General features: G+C 47.2%; 20 protein-coding genes. 7 read left to right on the forward strand and 13 right to left on the reverse strand.

The window, feature by feature from the left end; genetic code table 11:
• Positions 1 to 81 precede the first annotated feature (81 nt).
• Entirely contained in the window at positions 82 to 1,656 is a 1,575-nt protein-coding gene (locus L5M38_RS02865; protein WP_263178285.1) for a PAS domain-containing methyl-accepting chemotaxis protein, read from the reverse strand.
• A 259-nt stretch (positions 1,657 to 1,915) separates the two neighbouring features.
• Here L5M38_RS02865 and L5M38_RS02870 point away from each other — a divergent pair, with 259 nt between their 5' ends.
• Complete coding sequence (locus tag L5M38_RS02870; RefSeq protein WP_076498521.1) at positions 1,916 to 2,107, forward strand: bacterioferritin-associated ferredoxin; 192 nt, start codon at positions 1,916 to 1,918, stop codon at positions 2,105 to 2,107.
• Between the two features lie 276 nt (positions 2,108 to 2,383).
• Here the strand turns inward: L5M38_RS02870 and L5M38_RS02875 are convergent, their stop codons facing one another.
• Positions 2,384 to 3,040: a thiopurine S-methyltransferase gene (locus L5M38_RS02875; protein ID WP_263178287.1), complete on the reverse strand. Its 657-nt coding sequence runs from the start codon at positions 3,038 to 3,040 to the stop codon at positions 2,384 to 2,386.
• A 102-nt stretch (positions 3,041 to 3,142) separates the two neighbouring features.
• Positions 3,143 to 3,484, reverse strand: a complete 342-nt coding sequence (locus L5M38_RS02880; RefSeq protein ID WP_105250285.1) for a hypothetical protein — start codon at positions 3,482 to 3,484, stop codon at positions 3,143 to 3,145.
• A 249-nt stretch (positions 3,485 to 3,733) separates the two neighbouring features.
• On the opposite strand from L5M38_RS02880, the gene L5M38_RS02885 reads away from it, so the two are divergent.
• The gene (locus L5M38_RS02885) at positions 3,734 to 5,542 is read left to right on the forward strand and encodes a protein kinase domain-containing protein (protein ID WP_263178289.1); all 1,809 of its coding nucleotides are present in this window, start codon (positions 3,734 to 3,736) and stop codon (positions 5,540 to 5,542) included.
• Positions 5,543 to 5,561: 19 nt separating this feature from the next.
• On the opposite strand, the gene L5M38_RS02890 is transcribed toward L5M38_RS02885, so the two are convergent.
• From L5M38_RS02890 to L5M38_RS02900, 3 genes are all read right to left on the reverse strand, one after another.
• The gene (locus L5M38_RS02890; RefSeq protein WP_263178291.1) at positions 5,562 to 7,976 is read right to left on the reverse strand and encodes a zinc-dependent metalloprotease; all 2,415 of its coding nucleotides are present in this window, start codon (positions 7,974 to 7,976) and stop codon (positions 5,562 to 5,564) included.
• A 128-nt stretch (positions 7,977 to 8,104) separates the two neighbouring features.
• Positions 8,105 to 11,821 (reverse strand): response regulator, encoded by a 3,717-nt coding sequence (locus L5M38_RS02895; RefSeq protein ID WP_173496262.1) that lies wholly within the window; start codon positions 11,819 to 11,821, stop codon positions 8,105 to 8,107.
• Positions 11,822 to 12,036: 215 nt separating this feature from the next.
• Positions 12,037 to 13,431 (reverse strand): PhoH family protein, encoded by a 1,395-nt coding sequence (locus tag L5M38_RS02900; protein WP_105250289.1) that lies wholly within the window; start codon positions 13,429 to 13,431, stop codon positions 12,037 to 12,039.
• A gap of 406 nt (positions 13,432 to 13,837) precedes the next feature.
• Here L5M38_RS02900 and rapA point away from each other — a divergent pair, with 406 nt between their 5' ends.
• Complete coding sequence (rapA, locus tag L5M38_RS02905) at positions 13,838 to 16,744, forward strand: RNA polymerase-associated protein RapA (RefSeq protein ID WP_263178292.1); 2,907 nt, start codon at positions 13,838 to 13,840, stop codon at positions 16,742 to 16,744.
• Between the two features lie 189 nt (positions 16,745 to 16,933).
• Entirely contained in the window at positions 16,934 to 17,842 is a 909-nt protein-coding gene (locus tag L5M38_RS02910) for an alpha/beta hydrolase family protein (RefSeq protein WP_263178294.1), read from the forward strand.
• Positions 17,843 to 17,877: 35 nt separating this feature from the next.
• Here the strand turns inward: L5M38_RS02910 and L5M38_RS02915 are convergent, their stop codons facing one another.
• Positions 17,878 to 18,684, reverse strand: coding sequence for a crotonase/enoyl-CoA hydratase family protein (locus L5M38_RS02915; protein ID WP_131523955.1), 807 nt, complete (start codon positions 18,682 to 18,684; stop codon positions 17,878 to 17,880).
• Positions 18,685 to 19,246: 562 nt separating this feature from the next.
• Between L5M38_RS02915 and L5M38_RS02920 the strand changes: the two genes are divergently transcribed.
• Complete coding sequence (locus L5M38_RS02920; protein WP_028759518.1) at positions 19,247 to 20,242, forward strand: response regulator; 996 nt, start codon at positions 19,247 to 19,249, stop codon at positions 20,240 to 20,242.
• Positions 20,243 to 20,260: 18 nt separating this feature from the next.
• Entirely contained in the window at positions 20,261 to 21,235 is a 975-nt protein-coding gene (locus L5M38_RS02925; protein ID WP_113939163.1) for a sensor domain-containing diguanylate cyclase, read from the forward strand.
• An 82-nt stretch (positions 21,236 to 21,317) separates the two neighbouring features.
• On the opposite strand, the gene rraB is transcribed toward L5M38_RS02925, so the two are convergent.
• From rraB to L5M38_RS02955, 6 genes are all read right to left on the reverse strand, one after another.
• Complete coding sequence (rraB, locus tag L5M38_RS02930) at positions 21,318 to 21,725, reverse strand: ribonuclease E inhibitor RraB (protein WP_113939164.1); 408 nt, start codon at positions 21,723 to 21,725, stop codon at positions 21,318 to 21,320.
• Between the two features lie 40 nt (positions 21,726 to 21,765).
• Positions 21,766 to 22,509: a 1-acylglycerol-3-phosphate O-acyltransferase gene (locus L5M38_RS02935; protein WP_105250295.1), complete on the reverse strand. Its 744-nt coding sequence runs from the start codon at positions 22,507 to 22,509 to the stop codon at positions 21,766 to 21,768.
• A 162-nt stretch (positions 22,510 to 22,671) separates the two neighbouring features.
• The gene (locus L5M38_RS02940; RefSeq protein WP_113939166.1) at positions 22,672 to 23,472 is read right to left on the reverse strand and encodes a metal ABC transporter permease; all 801 of its coding nucleotides are present in this window, start codon (positions 23,470 to 23,472) and stop codon (positions 22,672 to 22,674) included.
• Positions 23,473 to 23,476: 4 nt separating this feature from the next.
• On the reverse strand, positions 23,477 to 24,385 hold the full coding sequence (locus tag L5M38_RS02945) for a metal ABC transporter solute-binding protein, Zn/Mn family (protein WP_263178296.1): 909 nt from the start codon (positions 24,383 to 24,385) through the stop codon (positions 23,477 to 23,479).
• Positions 24,369 to 25,553 carry a hypothetical protein gene (locus L5M38_RS02950; RefSeq protein WP_131523951.1) on the reverse strand — a complete coding sequence of 395 codons (1,185 nt, stop codon included), beginning with the start codon at positions 25,551 to 25,553 and terminating at the stop codon, positions 24,369 to 24,371. The genes L5M38_RS02945 and L5M38_RS02950 overlap by 17 nt, the downstream gene beginning before the upstream one ends.
• 81 nt (positions 25,554 to 25,634) lie before the next feature.
• A complete protein-coding gene (locus L5M38_RS02955) occupies positions 25,635 to 25,925 on the reverse strand; it encodes an ABC-type zinc uptake system zinc chaperone (RefSeq protein WP_168827349.1) in 291 nt (96 codons plus the stop codon).
• Positions 25,926 to 26,212: 287 nt separating this feature from the next.
• Here L5M38_RS02955 and L5M38_RS02960 point away from each other — a divergent pair, with 287 nt between their 5' ends.
• A complete protein-coding gene (locus L5M38_RS02960) occupies positions 26,213 to 26,338 on the forward strand; it encodes a hypothetical protein (RefSeq protein WP_105250299.1) in 126 nt (41 codons plus the stop codon).
• Positions 26,339 to 26,410: the final 72 nt, after the last annotated feature.

The raw sequence follows: 26,410 nt of genomic DNA on the forward strand, positions 1-26,410 counted from the left end.
GAGATAAGAAATTGAGTTAGAAATCAGTAAAAGAAAAGGCAATAGTCAGACTATTGCCTTTTTATCTTAAATTTTAGGCAGTTAAACCCTAAAGCTGCGCTTTAAGAATTGATCAACCAATACCGAGTGAGAATCCATCTCGCGGGTCACTTCGTCATTCAAGCCGACCATTTCACTGCCGAGTTGATGACTAGAATGGGTAAATTGCGACACATTCACCACGCTGCGATTCATCTCATTTGCCACACTCGATTGCTCTTCAACCGCGCTGGCAATATGGTGCGTCATATCGGTAATGGTCGAAATGGCCTCACGAATCGTACGTAATGCCGTACCCGCTAAATCCGCCGTTGAAATACATTCGGAAGCGGCAACCACTCCTTGCTGCATACTGATAACAGCTTTATTCGTTCCCTGCTGCAACAGATTAATCATACTGTGGATTTCTTTGGTGGCATCGTGAGTACGTTGTGCCAGCGCCCGTACTTCGTCAGCAACGACAGCGAAGCCACGACCTTGCTCACCCGCTCGAGCCGCTTCAATTGCCGCATTCAATGCCAGTAAATTCGTCTGACCCGCAATACTCTGAATCACATCGAGCACTGTGCCAATATCTTTACTGTGGGCTTCTAACTCAGTAATCACTTTTGACGTTTGTTGCAGTTGCTCCGCCATAGCTTGAATCGAGCGAATAGTACTCGACACCGTTTTATCACCATTGATAGTTTCAGCGGATGCCATTTGCGTGGCACTCGCCGCATCGGCACAATTGGAGGACATATCGCCTAATGTGGCGGTCATTTCCTGCATCGCTGTAGCAACTTGCTCTATTTCAGACAGTTGAGCCTGACTGGTACTCTGGATTTGTTTTCCCTTAGCGGCAGATATTTTGGCCTGTTCTGACACGTTATAACAGGAATCCGATGCACGCCCAAGAATCGACTTAAGCTCTGAATTCTGCATTTGCAGTGCTAAATCAATCGCGCCAAGATCGTCACAGTTACCACTATAGATATGCGCCATCAGCGGATTATCGTAGATATGCTTCGCCTTAGTCACTAAAGCATAGTAACGACTCAGCACCAGATTACCGCCCACCAGCAATACTAGGACACTTATCGCTAGGGCAATAAAGCCCATTAAGCCAATTTGCAGAGCAAGGTAAAACATAGGTAGCATGGCAACCAATGCGAGTAACAGCAATTTAACTGGCATATCCAAGGTACGTTTTAACGCACTGACGCTGCCCTTTTTGTTCAACTCCGCATAGGCTATTTCTGCACGCTTAACCTGATCGCGTGTGGGTTTAGTGCGTACAGATTGAAACTCGACGACTTTGCCATTAACTGAAATCGGTGAGACATAGGCATCGACCCAATAGTGATCGCCATTGGCGCAGCGGTTTTTCACTATCCCTTTCCAAGGCTCGCCTTTTTTGATACATCGCCACAGATCTTCAAACGCTTGCGGAGGCATATCTGGATGACGCACCATGTTGTGGGGCTTGCCTAGCATGGCATCGAGGTCGTAACCGGCAACGGTACAGAAAGATTGATTGGCGTAAGTGATATGACTTTGAGTATCCGTGGTCGACAATAAAATCCAATCCGCTGGATAATCATATTCTCGCTGTGTAACTGGTAAATTAGTTCTCATGAAACCTTATGGATCTTTGATTAATTCTTCGTTATTCATCCATGAGTTATCCATCCGTGAGGCATCATCACCCTGACTCTGTATTCCTAAACCCTTCTAAAACTGCCTAGCTTTTTAATGCTAAAACACACCTAGCATAGACGATAAAACGTGCGCCATGAAACAAAAACGTTAAAGTATGAAAATCACCCAAAAAACATGATTGCATTTGATAAGCGTTTTCATTTAGAATTAGCGCAATTCGATTGGAGACTAATATATGTACGTTTGTCTTTGCCATGCGATCACTGATACGCAAATTAAAAACGCAGTAAGCCAGGGCGATAGCTCGCTTGCTGACGTAAAAAAGCGCTTAGGTGTTGCCGATCAATGTGGTAAATGCGCCAGAATGGCAGTGCAGATCATTCAGAATCAACTAGAGCTTGAGCCTAATTATTACGAAGTCGCATAGAATTCATCGCAAATAGCGTGGTAAAGGGTAACTCACTCACCAACAAACTTCCGACAAGTTAAATACACGCTGACTCAAGCAAACTTAATCCAGCTCAAGCAAACTCAATCCAAAAAAGTCCCGCGACAACAAAGCCTTCTATCCGCCACTTCGTCTTAAATAATCTTGCCAGTTTAGACTTTAGATATGATGTTTTAATGACAAACCCCACTGAACTCCAAGCTCGAAAGCCGCGAATAATTCAATGGGGTTACAGATCCAACTTCCGAGTCAAGCCTACTTACGTTTCAACAAATAGGCCGCTTCATTAAGCCAAGGCACGGCTTTCTTAATAAAACGTGGATTGTCGGCCAACACATCTTGCGACGCTAATACTTCAATATCAAAATCCTCACTCAGATGCTGCTCTACCCAAGTAGGGGATACCGCAAAAGGTGGGCCGATAAGGGATTCTTGCGGATAATCTAAAGTCACTAATAAACCGACACTGCCGCTAGGTAATAAGCTCGCTAACTGCTTGGCATATTGTGCACGCATACTTTCTGGCCATGCGATCAAAGCCGCGCGATCGTAAAAAGCCGTCACGTCTTGAGTGATAGCCTTAGGTAGGGTGAAAATATCGCCTTGATACAAGCTGATCTGTTCAGTTTGATAATGCTGGTGTTCACCCACGGCCGTTTGCGTCATCTCGAGTTGGTTATCGCTGAAAAATTGCTGCACCGCCAATTCATTCAATTCACAACCTATGACCTGATGCCCCTGTTCGGCCAAGAAACACATATCTAGCGACTTACCACATAAGGGCACAAAAACCTTAGTATCTGCGGGTAATGCAAGCTGCTGCCAATACTTAACGAGGAAAGGATTGATGTCTTGCTGATGAAAACCTATCTGTTGCTGCTGCCACTTTTCATGCCAAAAACCGGGTTCCATGGGTTTATCTCTATTCGCTAATGTTGTCCTTACTCTAATGACATTTTAAAGTGGATGCAAAACCTCCTGCCATTCGGCAAACTCTGCAATGTAAAGACTAACTTACTGATCTAACGTGGCTTGCACTTTACGCAGCCAAACACAGTTATCGCATTGGCATTGACGGCGTGATAAATGATGTGGGCTTAAAGATGAGTCGATAAAGTCCACGGCGATCAACAACTGCTGTTTTAACTCGGCAATCGATTTTTCGTTCACGGCCACCAGCTCGTCATTCTGGTTCATCCAGATACATTCCATGCCCTGATGACACGTTAAACATTGCTCGTCTCTATCATTAAAAAATACCGCATGCGGGCAATGGGTCACTTCCATTGACTGTAAAATACGCTTACGCGGATATTCCAAAAGTTCAATCAACAAGGCTTTATATTGGGTGGGCATACGCCCTCCTTAGCTGCACTTTGTCTGTGGGTTAATTAACAAAAATTGATTCCATCTAATGCCCCAAAGATTACCTATAGTCGCGAGGATTTAATTTGATGTAAATCAAAGTCAGTGACGAAATGATCGTATAGGTAAGCCGCGCCTGACGCTGATCATCAATGCCATTCAAAATACTAAAATAAAGCCACCCGCTATTTGATTATCTCCCCCGCTTACTGGTTAAATGAACAAAACAAGGAGCACAATTTGCAAACACCTCAGCTGCAGCATTTTTATATTTCTGAAGAGCAATCCATTTATTTGCTCAAAGCCAATGATGCCCGTAAACACAAGGCGTGGATCCGCCTCTGTAAACAACAGCTGAGCAAATTAGGTTATACCGATATCGAATTGGTCGGCAAAGGCGCCTACGGTTTCGTGTTTGCGGGTATCAATCAAGCTGGCGATGCCCATGTGTTTAAGTTTTCACGGATTAATTTGCCACAACACATTCAAGATCGGCTCGAAGAAGAAGCCTTTATGCTCTCCTTACTCAAGCACCCTAATGTGCCGGGGGCGATCAAATTTGAGCGAGTAGGTAAACAAGGCATACTCGTGATGGAACGAGCAAAAGGGGAAGATCTCGACCAACTTTGCCGCCGCATGGGCGCCCTACCGACCGCTATGGTCATGAGCATCGCCCGCCAACTCGCCGATATCTTGTATTACCTGCGCACGGGCAAGCCTTTAGTGCACGGCGATATCAAACCTTCAAATCTGGTTTACGATATTGAACAACAACACTTATCGTTAATCGATTGGGGCTCAGCGGTATTTGCGCAGCGGGATGAACATAACAAACCCGTCGAAGACAATGTGATGGCGTTAATGTCGAGCGATCAACAACATACCAACGCCCGGATGGGTGATGTGTACTTTATCGGCGAAGAGCAACTCAATGGAGCACTCTCCAGCCCGCGCTTTGACGAGCAAGGTGTTGCCGCGACTCTGTATGCCCTCGCCTCTGGGCAAGCAAGTCGCTTCGGTGCACAGGTGATCTCGCCCACCAGTATTGGCTTACCGGTAGAATTAGCCCGTACCTTAGAGGGCATGCTCAGCACAGATCCTGAGCAGCGCAACATTGCCGGCGATTACTTTTTAAAAAGTATGCGCCACAGCCACAGATTACATTTACCTGAACTGCCCAAAGCTGATTTACAGGGTGAAATTCCTGTTTGGGTACAATCCCGCGACAAAGATGTTGAAACCGTCAGCTACAGTTCGCGTAAATCCTTTTTGAAGGAACATAACGCCCAAGATCCCATCGCTAAGATGGATGATATTCAGCTCGAAAAATATTACCGCAACTTCCTCGCGGGCATGGGTGATACCGAAAAAGGCTTTATCGCCGCAGTGGGTCGTTTAGCACAATATCCGATCGTGGGTGGTCTGGCTATTCATTGGCAGGAAACCGGCGTGTTTATCGACTCCAATCTTGCGATTTACGATGCAAAACAAAAAAGTGCCTTGATCATAGCGGTCAACAATATGGTGGACTTAGCACGGGGAATTAAACGTATAGGGGTGTTTAAAGCATGTTTCTTTAACGCCAAAGACACACTGCATATCGAACGAGCTGACACCAGCGAGCCTTTTGTCGCCAGTGCCGCACTGCAGTTGCCCTTCGAAGTCGGTGACGTACCCACCTTAGAAGATAAGTCGCGGTTACATTCTTATTTTGAAGACGGTAAAGATCCCGATGAGAACCTCGAATTGCCGGTGGAGATCATGGAGGAATTAGCCCGCATCAACCAAATTCACCACACAGGCTGCATCATTTTTGAGGCGCTGCCGAATCACTTAAAAATTCACAGTTACTTGAAGCTGCTCAATCCGCGTAAGCAAGCGGCGTTTCGCGCGAGCCTCGATCGCATCTTGCATCATGTCGGAAAAATCCAAGGCCACGGCGTATCGGGCTTTATGAAACTGCCCTACAAAAACACCCGCCGCTTTACTCATCTAGAGCGTAAAGCCGAGCACTTTTATCCGAAAAACCCAAAAGAAATAGGCGCCTAATGGCGCCTTGTTCATCGGATTAAATCGGCGATCCCGGCGGTAAGGTTAACGGCTTAGGAATAAGCTTAACCTTAGCATCGGTCAAACCCGCAGCAAGACCCTGTTGCAACCAAGTATAGTGCGCCGCAAGACTCACATTCGCTCGATTCGACTTCGCTTTCAATTGCTTAATCACAAACTGAGCGCGATCGTTGATCGCAGCCCTCACTTCTGGTGAGGTTTGAGGATCGTGCAGCGTTGCCAGCACTTCATCAATCACCACAGCGTTAACTCGCATCCATACGCCTTCGACCAGCGCGAGCTTATCCTCTTGATACAAGGTCGCTGCAAATAACTTATCCAGTAATGTCGTCACCGATAACTGCTCGCTATCGGCCATGGATGCTTGGCTGACACGATTCAAGCGTTTAGGCATCAATAGCAAGCTCACAGTATGACGGCTAAACACTTCAGCCATACCGAGAGGGTCGTTAATTGCACCTAGACCTGAATCGAAGGATTCCCGCGTAACATGATAATTCCCCGCCTTTGGCACTAAACTGTCGAGCAAGGTTTGCGGCACAGTTAAACTCGCCGCATCGAGCGTGTTAAGTAACGCGTCTAAGCCTGTTAACTGCAACTGCGGCGCAATATAGCTCCAGCGGCTGCCTTCGCCGATAGATTGATAGTTATAGTCAGTGCCGCCAATAAACTTAGCGACCGCATCGATTTGATAACGCGTCAGCAAATAAATTGGCGCAAAGGCATCGGCTAGCTCGCCCAGTGGCTCATTGGGTAACAAGGCCGCACTGGAGAAATCCGCAATCGCCTTAGTGCGAATTTTATTTAACTTACCCAGCTGATCGATCGGATCGTCACCACTATCCCACAAACTGGCATAGGCCTGACTCGCATCCTTTTGGCGAGAATCGGCCTCACCGATATAACGTAAGCCACGTTTGGCTACATCGGCCAGTAAGTCGACTTGCAGCGCTTGTTGGGTACGGGCATCGCCTTGATCGCTATAACCATAGGCGATAGTAAAATCATCCCAAGGACCAACACCTGTAGTGTAAGGTGCGGAAATATCAATATCATTGCCCTTTAGCTGGATTTTCGGATGGGGATAATCCATCACAGAGGCATCTTGATTGGTCGAAGCGGCAAAGTTATGATCTAACCCTAAGGTATGGCCGACTTCATGGGCAGCCAGTTGGCGAATACGTGCCAGCGACAAGGCTGTCGCCGCTTTCTCAGCCGCCACTCTATCCTGCCAGCCTGCGGTTAAACCTTTAGCAATCAAGTAATCCTGACGCACACGCAAGCTGCCGAGCGTGACTTGACCCTTGATGATTTCACCGGTGCGAGGATCGGTCAGCGCGGCGCCATAGGACCAACCCCGCGTTGCCCTGTGCACCCATTGGATCATGTTGTAGCGAATATCCTGCGGATCGGCATCTGCCGGTAATAACTCAACTTTAAAGCCGTTGATAAATCCGGCGCGAGTAAAAGCCGTCTCCCACCAGCGCGCGCCATCGAGCAACGCCGATCGTATAGATTCTGGCACACCAGGATCGAGATAATAAGTAATAGGTTTAACGACTTCGCTTGGCGCTGGGCCTGGATGCACTTTCTGTAAACGGTGGCGTAGGATAAAACGCTGCACTAAAGGTTGGGTAAAGGGCGTGGCATAATCGCGATACTCATCGGACAAATAACCGCTCATAGGGTGATAAGCCCGCGGCTGATAATCGGTATCGGGAAGCTCAACAAAAGAATAACGCATCCGCACCGACATTAAGGTACCATCGGGTGTTACCTGTGCGACCTGCGCACCAGCAACATCGCCTTTGAACGTCAGTTGCACATCCACATCGGCGTTTTTTTCAAAGGATTTAATCCCTTTGGGTAAGATGACAGAACGGCTCAAATCGAGCTGATAATTACCCTGCTCTGTTTGTTGCAATACGGAAGACACGCCGTGTAAATCATTGAGCACCAGATCGTTGATCGCTACCAAATCAGGCTTGCCCTCAATCACTTTGCCTTGCCATAACACAGAATCGGCAAAGGCTTCTTCAACCGCTCTTTGCTCGGCGGCATCAGAGGTATTCGCACGATATTGAGTATTGAGTTGCTTGAGTAAAACATAGGGACCTTGGCGCTCAAACTGCACCATACGGGTCTGACCCAGTTGGCCGCGATCGAGACCAATGTCGTTTGATCCTACGCCCTGTGGCAGGCTAGTAACTAAGATAAAAGGTTGATTTAAACGATTGACCTCAAGATATAGCTCTCCCTCAGACTCCTCGTAATAGAGATTAAGAAACCCTTTCGCCTCTTGGCCCTGCTTAATGATCTTGGCGCTAGGCGCGGCTGCCGCGACCGTAACGGTGGGAAATCCTAACAGCGCTATGGATAAGGCTAAGGCTAAGGCTACACTTTGGGGTTTCATCTTTCCTCCTGATTCGGCTGGCTGCGTTATTTACCTTATAAGTCATTGGCATCTTTGATGACTGCTTATCTCAAGCGATTGATTTAAAGTAAATAACGCGAGGCCATCACTGGCCCCGAGCAAATAAATTAACGATTCTGATGCTGGTTCTTGTGTTTGATCCAGTGATTTAATGTTTCAAATAATTCGTTGAGCACTATGGGTTTAGTGATGTGGGCATTCATCCCCGCCGCTAAACTCTTTTCCCTGTCGCCCGACATGGCATGGGCTGTCATGGCAATGATAGGCAGTTCATCGGCACTAAAACGCTCACGCAATGCCCTTGCGGCCGTTAACCCGTCCATTACTGGCATTTGAATATCCATCAACACAGCATCAAACGGCCGCGAGTCGATGGTATCCAGCGCCACTTGACCATTGTCGGCCAGCACCACTTCGTAGCCAGCGCTCTTAAGGAGTTCAGTGGCCACTTGCTGGTTGATAAAGTTATCCTCCACCAGCAGCACTAAACCTGTGTGCTCCCCTTCCTCAACTTGAACTTCAACCATAGGCTGAACCACATTCAATCTCGGTTCATCGGCAAAGGCGGCAATGATCTCATCGAACAGACTCGATGCCTTAAACGGTTTTTGCAGTACGGCAAACACATTGGCACTATCGACTTCATGCTGCAAGGGCTCTGCCGCATAGGCCGTCATCATGATAATCACAGGCCGTTTCGCTAAGCGGCCTTCGGCGACCATAGTGTCTATGGCACTGACCACATCGCTACCGTCCATTTCTGGCATCATCCAGTCGAGCAATAACAGATCGATTGGTGCCCGCGACAGTTTGTAAAGCGCTTCGGCGCCGCTGGCGGCAGTATCGACGTCGAAGTGGAAATCTCGCATCAAGGTCGAATAAATTTGCAGTGCCGTCGGGTTATCGTCAACGACTAAGGTGCGTAAACTATTGAGTTTTTCCGGCACGACCAAAGGCTCAATCTTAGCGGCTTCGGCAATTTCAAAACTGATGGTAAAGCTAAAAGTACTACCGACCCCAAGCTCACTCTGCACTTGCATCTTGCCGCCCATCATAGACACCAGATGCTTACTGATCGACAAACCTAAGCCGGTGCCGCCGTATTTACGGGTGGTCGAACCGTCGGCTTGGGCGAAGGCATCAAACAACTTATCCTGTTGATCTTTACCTATGCCGATACCCGTATCGCGCACCCAGAACTTCAAGGTAATCCGATGATCTCGCTCGCCGACATCTTCACAGCCGAGCTCAATCTCGCCAGATTGAGTAAATTTCACCGCATTCGATAACAGGTTAATCAGCACTTGGCCTAAACGTAGCGGATCGCCCTTAAGAATGAGTCCCGCCGTCACTGGGGCATATAAGAGTAACTCGACGCCTTGTTCTTGTGCCTTGAGCGCATTGAGATCCAGAGCGTGATCGAGCACTTTATCCAGCGGGAATGGCACCCGCTCAAGCTCCAACTTACCCGCCTCAATTTTAGAGAAGTCGAGAATATCGTTGATGATCCTCAGCAGCGATTGTGCCGAGAAACCAGCTTTTTCGAGGTAATCTTTCTGCTGCGCCGTTAACGAAGTACGCTGCGCCAACTGCAACATACCGATAATGGCGTTCATCGGCGTGCGGATCTCATGGCTCATGTTGGCCAAAAATTCACTCTTGTAGAGGTTAGCGAGCTCGGCGTCTTGCTTGGCTTCCAGCAGCGCCACTTCGTTACTCTTATGGCGGGTAATATCCTTATGGGTACCAAGCATGCGTTTGGGCTGGCCTTCTGCGGTGAACTCCACCACACGGCCACGGGATAACACCCAGTGATAGCCGCCATTTTTACCTAACATACGGAATTCAATTTCGAAAGCACCGACGGGATCAGCAAGATACTGAGCACGGTATTCCTCGACGCGAATACGATCGTCGGGGTGGGATAATTCATCAATCGTTGATACTAAAGCTGGGAATTCATTGGTTTTATAACCCAACATAGAATAATAGGCTGGGTTACAAATAATCTGTTCAGAGTCTAAATACCAGTCCCACAGGCCATCTTCCACCGCATCCATGGCTAAGTGATAACGCTCTTCGGACAGGCGTAATTGTTCGGCGGATTCGTATTCCCGCGTCACATCACGCCACACGGCAATCAATCCCTGCAGTTCGCCGCGGCGATTGTAGAAAGGCAGTTTGAGGGTATCAAGCAGCACAGGTTTACCCGCAAGCTCGACCTTTTCTTGGTAGCGCAGCGGCGTGCGATCTTTTAAGACTTGTTCGTCTTCGGCGCGGATACGTATGCCCATTTCAGGCGAGGTCAGATCCTCAGATGATAAACCTATCATCTCGCTCTCTGTGTAACCCAGCATGCGTTCAGCCGCCTTGTTACAACCTAAATAGTTGCCTTCTTTATCTTTAAAGACAATCGCTTCAGGAATCGAGTCAAGCAGGGATCGCAGTAGCGCATATTCGCGCTCACGCCGCTCTGTGGTGTCTTTTAAGCGTTCAGTACGCCGCGCCACTAGCTTATCGAGCCGCTTATTCTGCTCAGCCAGATGGTGGGTATATTGTTTGTTTTCCTCAAAAATCCGACTCACCAGCAAGAACCAAGGTTCCCAGCCGCGGGTGATTTTCTCCGGTGGCTTACGCGGCTCTTGGGAGCAGCCCTCAAGGTGCGACAGTAGTCGCGAGGCTGGACTCACAAAAGATCGACGCGTCTGCCAATGCACTATGGTCACCAACACCGACAGGGCGATAACCACTAAAATAAAGGTCAGCTGCAGTTTTTCCCACGAGTCTTGGAATAGGTCGTCTTCATCCTGCAAATACAGTAAACGCCAAGGCGCGTTATGCAGGGCAACCGAATGGATGTAATAGCCGTTACGTATGATACCGTCGTGGGCATCGAACAATTCCGACTCAGGTAAAGAATGCAGCTCAGAGGGAATACGTTGGCTGATGTGATAGACCCGATTGATATCTGAGCTATCAAAATCGCTGTGGGATAAAATATTGTTCTGTTGGTCGAGCAAAATCACTGTGCCCGGCATCTTAAAGTAAACCCGAATTTGCCGCGCTAACGAGGCAAGCGTCATGTCTAAGTTGATTGAGCCAATGAACTCATCATCCAAATAAATGGGCACACCTAAAGTGGTCAATAAGCCTTTGCCCGTGGAGTCAACATAGGCTTCACTCCAAAATACACTGCGCTGCGGGTTCATTGCTGGGGTGGCGTATTGGAACTGTTTCTTGTTGAGTAATTCGTCCCTAAAACGTTGATCGTCATTCGACCAAGGGAAATAGGACATGATCCTACGTTTCGACAGGTAATAAATCGCCGAGGCTTTCGGGGCGGCTTCTTTGGCGACGGGGAATGACAGTGACAGCTCAAACAACATCTCAAGCTCTTGATAGAACTTGTCATCGCGGCCGTCGAGAGAACCCGCACCAGTAATCCTCCCCATGTTGGTAAAAGGCTCACCGCTCTGGGCGTAGCTAGGTTCTAAGGTAAAATACTGGCCGCTTTCGTTGAATTTACCGTATTGGGGTAAGCGTTCTTTACGCACGAGTTCGCCCAAACGTAAATGATCCACAGCAACGTTGCGTAAGCTTTTTACCGCTCTAATGCTCGACTCAAGTAGCAAATCGATTTGCAATACATGGCGCTGAACCTGCTCTTCACGCTGCTCCATCTGCTGTGCTTTTTGGCGGTCGAAGAACATCCATGCGGTCAACAAAGACATGACGATAACGCCGATGTACGTATAAAAAACGGCACGGTTGTAGTTCTTCTGGATCGGCGATTTTAGTTGGAGATCCGGCTCACTCGATTTCATCCACTACCCTTGATTGCAGCGCTTAATTTCAGCCTACGGCGGCAAAAACTATGAGCTCCATATAGTAGCAGGAAGGAACTGCCAATCACATAAAATAATTGTCAGATAAAGCCTACTCATACCACTGATAAGTCGATTAAAAATCTACTACTCCATAAAATTAAGGCCTCCATATCTGAGGCCTTAGTCATTACCCTAAATTAAACCGACCTGCTTTACAGATGCTCTTCAGCGTATTCCGCTAAGCGTGAACGCACCACACCATTCAGATACACGTTGGCACTGCCTTCAAAGTCCTTAAAACGTTCGACAATATAGGTTAAACCTGAGGTAACAGCAGTTAAGTAATTAGAGTCGATTTGCGCTAAGTTACCGCAACAAATCAGTTTTGTGCCTTCGCCCATACGGGTGATCATGGTTTTGATCTGCGAAGCAGTGAGGTTTTGGCATTCATCTAATAACACTATGGAGTTTTGGATCGACCGCCCGCGCATAAAGTTTATCGACTTAAACTGAATGTTAGCCTTCTCCATGATGTAGTTCATGCTGCCCGTGGGATTCACATCATTCTTATGCAGTACTTCGAGCGTATCGGTAATCGCGGCCAGCCACGGCATCATCTTCTCCTCTTCCGTGCCGGGCAAGAAGCCGATAGATTCGGCGATTTCAGGGGTGTTTCGGGTGACAATCACTTTGTCGTAGCGATTACGCTCGACCACCAGTTCCAACGCCGCCGCCATGGCGAGCAAGGTTTTACCGCAACCCGCAGGGCCGGTTAAGATAACCAGATCGATATCGGGATCCAGCAGCGCCTGCAATGCCATGCCTTGATAGACGTTTTTAGGTTTAACACCCCATGCCTCGAGGTTTTTCACCCGCTCACGGCCTAAATCTAAAATATGTAAATGGGTGTCTGTGCGCTCGATAACACGACCGCAAAAATCAGACTCTGTGTCGATAAGATATTGGTTGATATAAAAATTATCATTTTCGAGGTCTTTGAGCGGTACTTCATGCACTGTATGTCTACCGTGGCGCTCGGTGGAGACCTTGTTCAAGTGCTCCCAAAAATTACCTTCAAACTGGTAAAAGCCTTTACTGAGGAAGCGGATATCATCAATCAACTGGTCAGTTCGATAATCCTCAACCAATTGAATACCTGCACCTTTGGCTTTAAGGCGCATATTGATATCTTTGGTGACTAAGACAACGGTACGGGGATGATGTAGGTTTTGTAGATGTAGCGCGGTATTGATAATGCGATTGTCGTTTCCATCTCCAGGCAGTGCGCCTAAGGTAAAATCGACAAGGTGATCAGGGAAAATTGAGAGCGAACCGACGGCATCGGCATGACCCTCTCGGCTGGGTAAAGGGACGCCATTGATAATCTGCTCAGGGGTAGTTTCACCGCCTAGGGTATCTTCCAATGCCCTGATAGCAACCCGAGCATCACGACTCACATCACTCTTTCGATCTTTAATCTGGTCCAACTCTTCTAGCACTGTCATCGGAATGACCACATCGTGCTCTTTAAACGAATAGATCGCCAAAGGTTCATGTAGTAACACATTGGTATCCAGTACAAACAACTTTCTGTCGTCTTGTTCCATGGCGCCTCCAGAGTGCTTCATTAAAGTTTAAACACACTTTTGAGTCTCAATAAAAGTTACACGGCTCCTATTACTGGCTAAGCATATGGCAAAGAATGATCATAAGGTTCAAGTTGATAGCACTTTACTCGCACTTAAACCTTAAGTTGATATTGGCACCAAACTCACGAGATAACAATACAGCAACCATTGTTTACCTTACAGACTCGAGGCAGTGTATAACCGCGGATGTGACATTAGCGTGACAATTTCATGTACTGGCTCGACAATTTTGTCACTTGTACAATTTGTAATCTAGCACTCTGGGAATTAGGCTCTAACGGGTGAGAGGGCGATTTAAATATCACGAGTATTGGTATAACATACGCGCCCTTTGTTAGAGTCCGCCTAGAAATGAGAATTTAAGATGCCGTTCGCCTTAGGTCAACGTTGGATAAGTGATACCGAGTCAGAGCTTGGTTTAGGAACTGTGGTTCAAGTAGAAGGCCGTATGGTCACTGTATTATTCCCTGCCACGGGTGAGAACCGCATGTTCTCCCGAGCAGAAGCCCCTCTGACACGCGTTATATACAATCCCGGCGATTCGGTTGAAAGCCATGAAGGCTGGAGCCTTGCGGTCAGTGAATTGACCGAGAAAGACGGGATAGTGATCTATCACGGCATTCACAGTGAGACAGGCGAGCAAGCTACCCTGCGTGAAACCCTGCTGAACCACAATATTCGTTTCAACAAACCCCAAGACCGTTTATTTGCTGGCCAAATCGATCGCCTCGACCGTTTTGGTGTGCGTTATCAATGCCAAATGTTGCGCCACAAACTGGCCTCATCGGATTTGCTTGGTCTGCAAGGTCCACGTGTTGGACTTATTCCGCATCAAATGTGGATTGCCCATGAAGTCGGCCGTCGCTATGCACCGCGTGTACTGTTAGCCGACGAAGTGGGTTTAGGTAAAACTATTGAAGCAGGTCTGATTATTCACCAACAACTGCTGACCGGCCGCGCCGAACGCATTCTGATTATCGTGCCCGATACTCTGCGCCATCAGTGGTTAGTGGAAATGCTGCGCCGCTTTAATCTGCGTTTTTCGGTATTCGATGAAGACCGTTGTGTAGAAGCCTATGCCGATCACGACAATCCTTTCTACACAGAACAGTTAGTGATTTGTTCACTCGAATTACTGCGTAAGAAAAAACGTCTTGATCAAGCCCTAGATGCCGATTGGGATCTGTTAGTCGTTGACGAAGCGCACCACTTAGAATGGACCGAAGAAGCGCCAAGCCGCGCCTATCAAGTGGTTGAAGCATTGAGTGAAGTCATCCCAGGCGTTTTGCTGTTAACCGCAACGCCGGATCAACTCGGCCATGAGAGTCACTTCGCCCGCTTGCGTCTGCTCGATCCGGATCGTTTCTACGATTACGATGCTTTCTTAGCTGAAGAAGACAGTTATAAAGACGTCGCCATTGCCGCCGAAGCCTTAGCTGGCAACGCTAAATTACCCGATGCCGCCATCAACAGCTTGACCGAATTACTGGGCGAGAAAGACATCAGCCCAAGTATTCGTTTAATCCAAGCCGAGGGTATTGATGCCGAAGTACAACAGGCCGCCCGTAGCGAATTACTGCAAGAATTACTTGACCGTCACGGTACTGGCCGCGTGTTATACCGAAACAGCCGCGCCTCAGTAAAAGGCTTTCCAAAGCGTTTCTTTAACGCTTACCCACACGCCATGCCAGATCAATATCAAACAGCCGCACGCGTCAGTGGCATGATGGGCGGACACAAGTCATTAGAGGCAAAAGCGGCGCAAGCCCTAAGCCCTGAAAAACTGTATCAAGAATTTGAAGATAACAGCGCCAGTTGGTGGAAGTTCGATCCCCGTGTGGATTGGTTAATCGAGTTTTTAAAATCCCACCGTAGCAAAAAAGTGCTGATCATCGCCAGCCAAGCGGAAACCGCCCTGAGCTTAGAAGAAGCCCTGCGTACCCGCGAAGGGATTCAAGCAACGGTATTCCACGAAGGTATGTCGATTATCGAGCGCGATAAAGCCGGCGCTTACTTTGCCCAAGAGGAAGGCGGCGCACAGGCGCTGATCTGTTCTGAAATTGGCTCTGAAGGCCGTAACTTCCAGTTTGCCAGCCACTTAGTGCTGTTCGATCTGCCGCTAAACCCCGATCTATTGGAACAGCGAATCGGTCGTTTAGACCGTATCGGCCAGAAAAATGATATCCAAATTCACTTGCCATACCTTGAAGATACTGCCCAAGAACGTTTGATGCAGTGGTATCACCAAGGGCTGAACGCCTTTGAACTCACTTGTCCGAGTGGTCATGTGCTTTACAGTGAATTTGCCGAGGATCTATTAAACGTGCTTGTGGGTGATGACAGCGATGAGCTGACAAACCTGCTCAATCACACCCAGAGCCGTTATAAAGAACTCAAGCACGCCATGGAGCAAGGCCGCGATAAGCTGCTGGAAATCAACTCACACGGCGGCGAGAAGGCAATGGCTATCGTCCAGCGCCTCGCCCAGAATGATGGTGATACCCATTTGATCGGTTCAGTGATCCGTCTGTGGGATATTATCGGTGTCGATCAAGAAGATAAGGGTGAAAACTCGATCATTCTGCGTCCAAGCGAACACATGATGTTCCCAACCTACCCTGGCTTGCCAGAAGATGGCGTGACGGTAACCTTTGATCGTGACACAGCGTTATCTCGCGATGATATTGCGCTGATCACCCAAGAGCACCCACTGGTACAAACGGGGCTAGATCTGATCACAGGTTCTGAAACTGGCACCACCAGCGTCGCAATTCTAAAGAATAAAGCCCTGCCAGCAGGTACCTTATTCTTAGAACTCATCTACATGGCCGATGCTTCAGCACCTAAGTCGAGCCAGTTGTACCGTTATTTACCACCAACACCCATTCGCGTGTTGCTGGATAAAAATGGTAACGATCTGTCGGCTAAAGTGGATTACGCCAGTTTCGATAAGCAATTGAGCGCGGTGAATCGTCACATTGGCGGCAAGTTAGTCACCGCATCTCAGCCAATTCTGCATCCGTTATTTGCTAAGGGTGAGGAATATGCTCAAGTGGTTGTCGATGAAATGGTCGCCCAAGCCAGAGAGAAAATGACTCAGCAACTGAGCGCAGAGCTGAGTCGTTTAGAGTCACTTAAGGCGGTAAACCCCAATATCCGTGAGGAAGAATTGGAGTACCTGCGCAATCAGATGCAAGAGTTAAACACTTATCTGGATGCCAGCCAGTTACAACTCGATGCGATCCGTATGGTGCTCGTCAGCCACGTATAGGCCCGAGCGGAACCACAGGTTTCCATCAATTAGCCCAGCCAAAGCGCTGGGCTTTTTTATGCCCTGTGGCTTTTTATACTAAATGACAAGTGCAATTCTTTGGCGAGGAAAATTCACTTTTTGGTAATTGTTCAGGTTATACTCAAACACTGATGAATTTATGAGACTACACAGGTGGTTATCAATTCTATGCCGCGCATTCTTTCACTCCTCTTTTGCCTCATTCTCGGCATCACAACCATCGCTACCTACGCGGCAGACACAACAACAACAACAACTCCGCCAACATCTGCGCCAGCCGAAATCAGTGCCAAAAAGTCGAATAACAGCTATCTACCCACAAATGAAATTAAACAAATCACGATTGATAATCAGCCCTACGATTTGTTAGTGCGACCATGGGAAGGTAAAAAGAAACTCGGTGCGGCGATAATCCTGCCCGCCACCAATGGTACCGCAGACGCGCCTGGATTGATGGCATTTGTACGCCGCAATATCAATCCTGCCGGTTGGGCCAGCTTAAGTTTAACTCCGCCAACTGAAATGCCCGCAGCTAACTTTGCTACCGCCGCCACTGAAGTTACCTCGCCTGGCGCCGCGCAATTAAGCTCACCGTCCAACAAACCAAGCCCTAAAATCAAGCCCGAAGATAACAGCAAGCACCAGCAAGAGCAGGAAGATTTTCTCGTCAAAAGCATGTCACAGTTAGATGCCGTCGGTGCAGATTATGCGGGAAAACGTATTTTGATCACCGCCGACCAAAGTGCAGGATTATTGATTAGCCTATTAAGCCAGAAGAAGATTGCAGACCCTGATGTGCTGATCGTCATCAATCCCTATCGAGAAGACGAACAGCGTAATCAAGCACTCGCGGAGCAACTGGCAAAACTTACGCTGCCCATTTTAGATATTCAATCGCCAGACGGTCACCCAGCCTCATTGGAGACTGCCGACAATCGCAAAAAACTCGCGGTGACCTTAGAAAGCCCTAACTATCGCCAAACTACCCTAGCGCTCAATTTAGATAACGAGAGCGCATGGCAGAATTGCTTAAATGCGATTAAAGGCTTTTCTGCCCGAATGAGCGGCGCGCAGTAAAAACGGCGATTCAAGCTAATTCAGACAAAATAGCATTACCAACCCGATTGGCGATCCCGATAGGGTTTCTGCGGATCTTTCAACTGACGCGTTGCCGCTATCTTGCTATTTTTGCCTAACAATAACCGAATCTGACTAATAGACTCGCGGCACAGCAGACTACGGATAGAAGCAGTCCAACTGCGATTAATGCTAAGTTTGATGGCCGCAGCAGCATCCGGTGAGGTTTGCATCAGTTGCCGCGCCAATTGCTCAGCGGCTTCCATGGGCGTCTCACTCACTTGTGTCACGAGTCCTAAAGCCAGCGCTTCATGACTCTCAAGCACTTTTGCCGTCAGGCTAAGTAACATGGCTTGATCCTTAGGCATAATTTGCCTTAATGCGACTAAACCCGCCATATCTGGCACGAGTCCCCATTTCGCTTCCATGATAGATAACTTACTGTCGTGGCTAGCAATACGCACATCTGCGCCTAAAGCGATCTGCATACCGCCGCCATAGCAACAGCCCTCAAGCACGGCAATCACTGGCACAGGCAAGGTTTGCCAACCTAGAGACACCCGCTGTGCCAAATTCGCATTCCCCGGTAAACCCTTAAACAGTAACTTAACTGCCTGCATCGGTGCCGACATGACGCTTTTGACATCAAGCCCTGAGCTAAAATGCCCACCCGCTCCCGAGAGGATCACGGCTCGCACCGCACGATTGGATTTAATACTTTTAATCGCGCAGTCAAGCTCACTAAACATTAAATAGTTAATAGCATTCATTTTTTCAGGACGATTAAGCAACACGTAGGCGATGCCATCATCGATTTTAACTTGTACACTTTGGCCACTCATGAAATATTCCGTTACTGGTCAGTCCAGAATAAATGTTAACACGTTTGGCATAATTCACTAAAAGATATAACATAAACCTGTTTTTTGACTTAAGTCAAAATATTGCCAATTCCATCATGGATTGAAGGCAACTTATGTTAGGCTGTCATCACTACGTGCAGTAATCCTAATGTATTTTTCGATTAGATAGCCTTAGCAAGCTCAATAATTAAGCGTATTTAACTGCTAGCTATTTAACTGCTAAAAATCGACACCAGTATCGCAATGCTACCTGCAGCGAAGGATGATTGGGCAGCAATATATGGATTCTATAGTCCTTTTTTAGTCACTATATCCTTGTTATTTACTCAACATTAGCCAGTTCGATTTAAGATTCAGCATGATTTGATTCAACAATGATTCAAATTTTAATGCCACCAGAAAATATAAATTTATCAATGATATCTATAAGTTACATATAAAAGATATTAATCAGACTTGCCCGAAGAACGCAATTCGTCAGTCAGACCTAAAAAATAAGTGTTATCTTCAATAAATGGGCAAATAAGGATCACTAGTCAGCATGTCAATATCTGTACTCATCTGTGACGATTCCGCCATGGCACGTAAGCAAATGGCCCGCACACTCCCCAAAGAGTGGGATGTGGAAATAACTTATGCGACCAATGGTGCCGAAGGCCTTGATGCCATCCGCGCAGGAAAAGGCGAAGTGGTGTTTCTCGATCTCAACATGCCTGTAATGGACGGTTATGAAGTACTGCAAACCGTGCAGCAACAGGACTTACCCGCGCTGATTATTGTGGTATCCGGCGATATTCAAATCAAAGCTCACGAGCGGGTTAAAGCCTTGGGTGCGTTAGATTTTATTCAAAAACCGGTGAGCGCCGATGCCATCAGCAACATTTTACAAGATTACGGCATCTTAACGCTGACGCAGAAAGATCTCACCGACGAAGTCCCGATGATCAAAGTCGACATGCGCGACGCTTGCCAAGAAATAGCCAACGTTGCCATGGGACGCGCCGCCGATCTGTTAGCTAAGTTACTCGATGTATTCGTATTACTACCTATCCCTAATGTGAACGTGCTTGAAGTCAGTGAGTTAACCATGGCGCTCAAAGCCACGGAAGAAAGCTCAACGGTATCCGCGCTCTGCCAAGGTTTTATCGGGGCGGGTATTGCGGGAGAAGCTCTGCTCTTGTTCCATGATTCCAGCTTTAAAGACATGGCCAAGCTGATGGGATTAGCTAATCCAGAAGACAAAAATACTGAGATAGAAGTCCTGATCGATACTGGAAACGTGCTGATAGGCGCTTTCCTTAACGGCATTTCTGAACAGCTCGACATGAAATTTAGTCAGGCTCACCCTGTCGTGCTGGGACGGCACTGCACGGTTAACGATCTGATCCATGATAATTCAGAGAAATGGCACCGAACTTTGGCAATGGAGATCAACTATCGGATTGAAGATCATAATATTCAATGCGATTTGCTACTGCTCTTCACCGAGGATTCTATCCCCACACTTAGCTATAAACTCGGCTATTTACTCGATTAACCAGTTGGATTTTATCCTATGTCAAATGACCAAAGCGCAATGAACGAACTACACTGGCTCATCGATATGGTACAAACCATAGAGGTGGGATTAGTGGTATTAGATCGCCATTACAATATCCAGCTGTGGAACGGTTTTATGGAGAATCACAGCGGTGTTTCCCCTAATTCTATCAAAGGTCAAAACCTGTTTACCCGCTTCCCCGATCTGCCCGCCACTTGGTTAAAGCAGAAAATGGAATCGGTTTTTATGCTTAAAAACCGTGCCTTTATCAGCTGGGAACAACGTCCGTACGTTTTCCAATTTAAAAACTATCGCCCGATAACGGGCCGTGCTGACTACATGTACCAGAACGTGACCCTGCTGCCGCTGGCATCGCTCACGGGACAAGTGACCCATATCAGTGTGATTATTTATGACGTGACAGATATCGCCATCAACAAATTGCAACTTAAAGCTGCCAACGAGCAACTCGAACGCCTTAGCCAAACCGATGGTCTAACTCAGTTGCATAATCGTCGTCATTGGCAAGAGTGCTTAGACCACGAGTACGACTTGTATGCCCGCTACTCAGGTATGGCAAGTTTAGTCATGATAGATATCGATAACTTTAAACATATCAACGACAGCTATGGTCATGTGGCGGGTGATAAAGTCATTCAGCATATTGCGCACTTACTCAGCCAATCCTTACGTGATACCGACTGTGCAGGGCGTTATGGCGGCGAAGAATTTGCGGTTGTATTGCCTAAAACCAGCGGCGCAGATGCGATGAACTTTACCGAGCGACTCAGGGAGAAAATTGCTGCATCCGTCATAGTGTATGAAAGCCTTAAGATTACTGTGACTGTGAGTTTAGGTGTGTGCGAAATTGGCTCCCATATCACCAGCAGCTCTAGCTGGATCTCCTGCTCCGATAAAGCCCTGTACGAAGCGAAACAAAAAGGCCGTAACTGCAGTGTTTTACATACGAGTAAAACAAGTAAATCCTAAGTATACCCAATAAAAATGCCCATCAATGATGGGCATTTTTATTTAAAACAAGTGAAGATTAAACTCGAGATCCGCTAACGAATTAATGAGGAAAACCATCATCTTCTTCGTCTTCATCTTCTTCGTCATCCATTTCATCGCCGACGAAATAGGTACCCCAACCGTCATATTCCACTTTCTGCTTTACCGCTAATTGCAGCAATTGCTCGGCCGCTTTGTCCAGTAATTCAACATCCAGTTTGTGGTGTGCGACAGCATCGAAACAGAAGATTATTGAACCATCCTCCAGTTCCATTTCTTCGGCATCATTCACCTCAAAACCTAATTTGAAGGCATCCACAGCCGCTTTTTCAAGACGGTCAAAATTGGTCGATGAAAAGTGATGCTCAATAACATATTCCGCATCAGGCTCTGAGCCATCGTCAAGCAGGGCTTGCACTATGTCACGATTCTCTGCAAGTTGGGCTTTTAACTGACTTTCAATAGACATGGATTTGTCTCCGTTAAGGTAAATCTGGCTCAAATTGGCATTATACGTCATCACTCGCGAGAGTTTTACCCATAAGTGCTGCCGCTTCTTGATTTATCTCAGCAAATCTCGCCGACATGCTGGCATGAATTTGCGCAGAGAAGTTTTTCACATCGGCTTTATCTAAACCTGCGGTCGGCACAGGTGCCATCATATCGATGATGACGACACCGTTATTCCAGCGATTTAACTTAATATGGCTCTGACACGAAGCAACCACTGGCACCACTGGCACTCCCGCCGCGATTGCAGTATGGAAAGCTCCCGCTTTAAAAGGTAACAGACCACGACCACGCGAACGTGTACCTTCAGGAAAAATCCATACGGATAGATTCTTCTGCTTAATTTTTTCAACCGTTTTAGCCATAGTATCAAAGGCACTGTGACGGTTTTTACGGTCGATAAGAATATTTCCTGACAACCAATAGATTTGACCGAATAGCGGCATCCACGCCAAACTCTTCTTGCCTAAACTCACTGTACCTTTAGGAACTGCTGTCGTGTGAGTAAAGAGATCAAAGTTATTCTGATGATTTGCTAAGAAAATATACGGGCCGTCCTGCACATCTTCGTGCCGGCGAACAATCACTTTAATCCCAAGGATTGGCGCAACCGATGAGAAGATCTTGGCGAACATATGTACATTGTCGCGATGGCGAGGCCTTAATAAACACACTAAGCCACCAAAAATAAAGGCAAGCAACAAAGATACCGCCAACAACATTGATCTGACGATTAAAAGCACGATTTACTCCGACTGTAAAAGTGGCGACAGTATAGCCACCATGGCTTTGGGACTCAATATATTGTTTACATCTGTAAGCTGACTTGCTAACAAGCAAGCAAAAAAAGCCCATCGATATACTGAACCTCCAGTGTATCGATGGGCTTTAAGATTAATATCGAACTAAGCGTGGTGCTTGGGTAGGATTTCAGACTCAGTTGCCTGAGGTGAGACTTTACTTAACACAAAGCGGATAACTAAGGCACTCACGGCCAAAGTCGCGACAATTGCCGCACCACTAGGGAGATCTAAGGTCGCCGACAGAACTAAGCCCAAAACATAGCCCAGTAAACCGACGAGGTAAGCGTAAAATAGCCGACCTTTACCACGGTACTTGTTCAACGCTAAAGCTGGCAATATCAAGGTACTGAACACCAGATAAACACCTACTAATTCAACCGATAAGGTAATCACTAGCGCAAATAGCAGATAAAATCCTGCCCCGTCCAACACCTGGGGGCGCAGGAATATCGCTAATAACACCAGTGAATACACTACAGCCGGCAAAATCAGTTGTGACCAACTCACCCACAGGATCTGACCTGACATCAATTGCTTTAACAACTCGGCGCCATGTGGATCGTTTGCCAGCAACAGCATTGCGGCCACCGCAGACAAGACGTAAAAGCAGCCAATCATAGCCTCCAACTCACCCGCCATACGCTTAGCTAACCAAGCGATAAACCCTGCACCAGCAAGGGCAAACAGCGCTGGCATCCACACATTAGCAAACGGCATATCTTCTAATCTGTGGTCCATGTGAGCGACAATCGCGCCTAAAGCGGCTACTTGCGCTATCGCTAAATCGATAAAGATGATGCCACGCTTAAGTACTTGTCTCCCTAGTACAATATGCGTCGACAACACTAAGATCCCCGCTGCCAATGCAGGTAACAGAATCGACATCAGCTCAAGATCAAACATAGGTTTATTTCACTCCATTTAAGAGGGAAATCACGCTGTCATACAGGCTAAATAAATCTTGGCTCTTATCATTACCACCCACAGACATAGGCAGCATTACCACGGGCAAGTTTGCTTTTTCACCCAGCCATTTTGCACCGCGCTCGTCCTGATAGGATGCCACGACCACCGCCAGAATATCCCCTTGTTCGGCGCGCGTTAGCAGACTCGCTAAGTGGCCACTAGTCGGAGCTAAACCCGGTTTAGGCTCTAAATCTGCCACTTGCTCGATACCAATCCAGTTGAATAAGTATCTGAAGCTTGAGTGGTAAGCGATCACTTTTTTACCTTGTAATCCCTTAGCTTGCTCTTCCCAACGCGGGACTGCGGCTTGCCAGCGAGTGGTAAAATCTGCCAGTGACTGTTGATAATCGGCCGCACCAGCAGGATCTAACTGAGTCAGCTTAGCACTCAATGCCGTGGCGACTTTTAACAGTCGCGTCGGGTCAAAATGAATATGTGGATTGCCTTGAGCATGCACATCCCCCATGCTGCGATCGACACTGGCCAGTTTATCTAAGGTCTCGATTTGATCGGCGGCGAAAAATAAGCCTTGCTCGGTCGAGCGCACTTTTGCGTTTGCCGACTTCATCTGCAGCATAGGCAACCAACCCACTTCAAGATCGGCACCTGCGCACACCACAAGATCCGCCTGACGCATTTTAGCGATCAAACTCGGACGCGCCTGCACCTGGTGAGGGTCTTGTAATGCCGTCGTTGCCGAATAGATGCTAGCCGTTGGAGCCAGCTCCTTCGCTAATGCCGCATATTCAGGTTCACAGGCAAACACGTTTAGTTCGGCGTGAGCCAAACCGGTATAAGTGACAGATAAGGCCACTGCGGCCAATTTAGCTAAATTAGAATTGATGCGCACCGTGAGCCCCCAGAGACATAATGTATTGAATAGTGAAGATGTTATCGTCTTCTATTCCATCGAAGTTAGTACCCTTTTGATTGGTATACTGGAAACGAACCGTTGAAAAATGGCTAGAATGCCAAGCCAAACTCACCTCAGATTCCTTCAACTTTTGCCCATGAAAATGATCGCCATGGAGCTCTTGCGTATCAGCTTCACCGTAACGCACCCCCGCTGACCAGCTCGGCGTGAATTGATACACACTGCTCAAATACCAACCCTGATGGTAATCTTGGCTCGGAGCATCCTCAGGATGTAAATCGATAGGTGTAAAATCGCTCACGCGATAGTACTCACCGCTCACAGTGAGATTTTGATATTTGTAGTTACCGTTAGGCGCCCACTTATAAACAAAATCAGCACCATAGGTATTTTTACCTGTGTAAGATGCGGCATGGCTATGACCTTCGTGCTCATCACCATGGGCATGCTCATCTTCATGTTCCCCTTCTTCATGGGCAGTCACTTGGCCATTTTCGTTGCGCAAGTAACTCAACCCCGCTTGCCATGAGCTGTTATCACCTATGTCGCCACCAATTTTTGAGTACAAGGTATAAACGCCGACCTTCTTAAACTCACGCTCACCATGCTCATCGGCAGCATGTAAACTATCGCCCTTAAAGGCTTCAACACCCATGGTCCAATACAAGTCCGTCGGCGCTACGTAGTTAAAACGTATACCGTCATCAAAATAATGTCCCCCTAAGAATGCACGGTAAACCACAGGACGGTCGGTGAAAGAATCAGTATGTAAGTGTTGGTTATTGAGGTAACCAATGTCCGATAAGAAACGGCCACCACGGATAGAAAACCCCGCTGGCATCGCCATAGTTTGAATAAAGGCTTCTTCCAGATTCAGTTCAGTCTCACCGTCATGCATTTCAACTACTGCGGTGATTTTACCGTAAAACATATCATCGATATTGGCACTCATCGCCAGTTCAGTTTCACCTAAACCAAAGCCATCTGGACTCTCGGCTAATGGGCGTTCTCCCGTCTGATAATATCCATTTAGCACACCACTGATATTAGGGTTGGTCAAGCTCGAGTCTTCTGCAAATAAGCTAGGCGAAACGAGCGCACACGCCAAAGCCACCAAAGAAATTCGGGTATTTAAAACAGTCATGATATCTCCAAAATACAACTAGCACTCGACGACTGATATAAAGTCATCAAGAAATACAATAAGTTAAAATTTTAAGTTGATTTAGAGAGCGAAGGGAGGCGCACGACTGCGATAAACACTGACGTGTTCAAAAATAGAGGAAGGTAAAATAAATTCGACCACATCGAAATGCTGTATAGCTAAATTCAGCGTCAGCGGATGGGTCAATAAAATCTTGTTGAGTTGGTGCTGATGGAAGCACAGGGTACAGTGAGTCTTAGCGCCATCATCAAGATGGGTCACACTATGGGCTGAGGCAGCAAGAGACAGCAATATCAGTACGGCAGCAAGCCATATCGAAATTGTGCGTCTAATGTGACTTTTAAGTCTCACTCAGTCGTCCCCATAGTTAAAAAGTTGCATAAGTCTATGTCAGTGCCATAGCAAGTTGCAATAAGGTAATCGCTTTGCAAAAGGTTACAAGATATTTGAGGTACCCAGTCTTACCAATAACTTCTTGTTTCAATAGCGGTAGGATCTTGTGAGAACTCAGGTAAAAAACGCATTTAAGATTAGCTTAAGTGAGTGTAACTATAGTGTATTTAGTTTTTATGTCTGCGAGCACAATGACGAAATCAAGCTCGATATGGCTCCGTTTTATCCACCTAAAGGCAACTATTATGCTAGCATTTTTTCGTGAAAACTTAGGGCTTATCTTAGGGATAGTCATCTTCAGCGCGGTGATATTTGGTGGTATTTATTACGTTGAGCACTCCTTAACGAGCCAAGAACAAGTCGTGCAGTAAATAAAGACGCGGCTGCAGTTCGCCCTTTAAACCCTCTTAGTTGCATTTTGAGCGCCTGCTAAAGGCGCTCAA

The organism is Shewanella sp. SM101 (genome assembly GCF_025654465.1).
In the GTDB taxonomy this organism is placed as follows: domain Bacteria; phylum Pseudomonadota; class Gammaproteobacteria; order Enterobacterales; family Shewanellaceae; genus Shewanella; species Shewanella oncorhynchi.

Coding starts and splice junctions, on each gene's coding strand:
- L5M38_RS02920 (WP_028759518.1), top strand. CDS start 19,247: ATGTCAATATCTGTACTCATCTGTGACGATTCCGCCATGGCACGTAAG.
- L5M38_RS02950 (WP_131523951.1), bottom strand. CDS start 25,553: ATGACTGTTTTAAATACCCGAATTTCTTTGGTGGCTTTGGCGTGTGCG.
- L5M38_RS02925 (WP_113939163.1), top strand. CDS start 20,261: ATGTCAAATGACCAAAGCGCAATGAACGAACTACACTGGCTCATCGAT.
- rraB (WP_113939164.1), bottom strand. CDS start 21,725: ATGTCTATTGAAAGTCAGTTAAAAGCCCAACTTGCAGAGAATCGTGAC.
- L5M38_RS02960 (WP_105250299.1), top strand. CDS start 26,213: ATGCTAGCATTTTTTCGTGAAAACTTAGGGCTTATCTTAGGGATAGTC.
- L5M38_RS02870 (WP_076498521.1), top strand. CDS start 1,916: ATGTACGTTTGTCTTTGCCATGCGATCACTGATACGCAAATTAAAAAC.
- rapA (WP_263178292.1), top strand. CDS start 13,838: ATGCCGTTCGCCTTAGGTCAACGTTGGATAAGTGATACCGAGTCAGAG.
- L5M38_RS02940 (WP_113939166.1), bottom strand. CDS start 23,472: ATGTTTGATCTTGAGCTGATGTCGATTCTGTTACCTGCATTGGCAGCG.
- L5M38_RS02865 (WP_263178285.1), bottom strand. CDS start 1,656: ATGAGAACTAATTTACCAGTTACACAGCGAGAATATGATTATCCAGCG.
- L5M38_RS02880 (WP_105250285.1), bottom strand. CDS start 3,484: ATGCCCACCCAATATAAAGCCTTGTTGATTGAACTTTTGGAATATCCG.
- L5M38_RS02890 (WP_263178291.1), bottom strand. CDS start 7,976: ATGAAACCCCAAAGTGTAGCCTTAGCCTTAGCCTTATCCATAGCGCTG.
- L5M38_RS02900 (WP_105250289.1), bottom strand. CDS start 13,431: ATGGAACAAGACGACAGAAAGTTGTTTGTACTGGATACCAATGTGTTA.
- L5M38_RS02910 (WP_263178294.1), top strand. CDS start 16,934: ATGCCGCGCATTCTTTCACTCCTCTTTTGCCTCATTCTCGGCATCACA.
- L5M38_RS02875 (WP_263178287.1), bottom strand. CDS start 3,040: ATGGAACCCGGTTTTTGGCATGAAAAGTGGCAGCAGCAACAGATAGGT.
- L5M38_RS02915 (WP_131523955.1), bottom strand. CDS start 18,684: ATGAGTGGCCAAAGTGTACAAGTTAAAATCGATGATGGCATCGCCTAC.
- L5M38_RS02895 (WP_173496262.1), bottom strand. CDS start 11,821: ATGAAATCGAGTGAGCCGGATCTCCAACTAAAATCGCCGATCCAGAAG.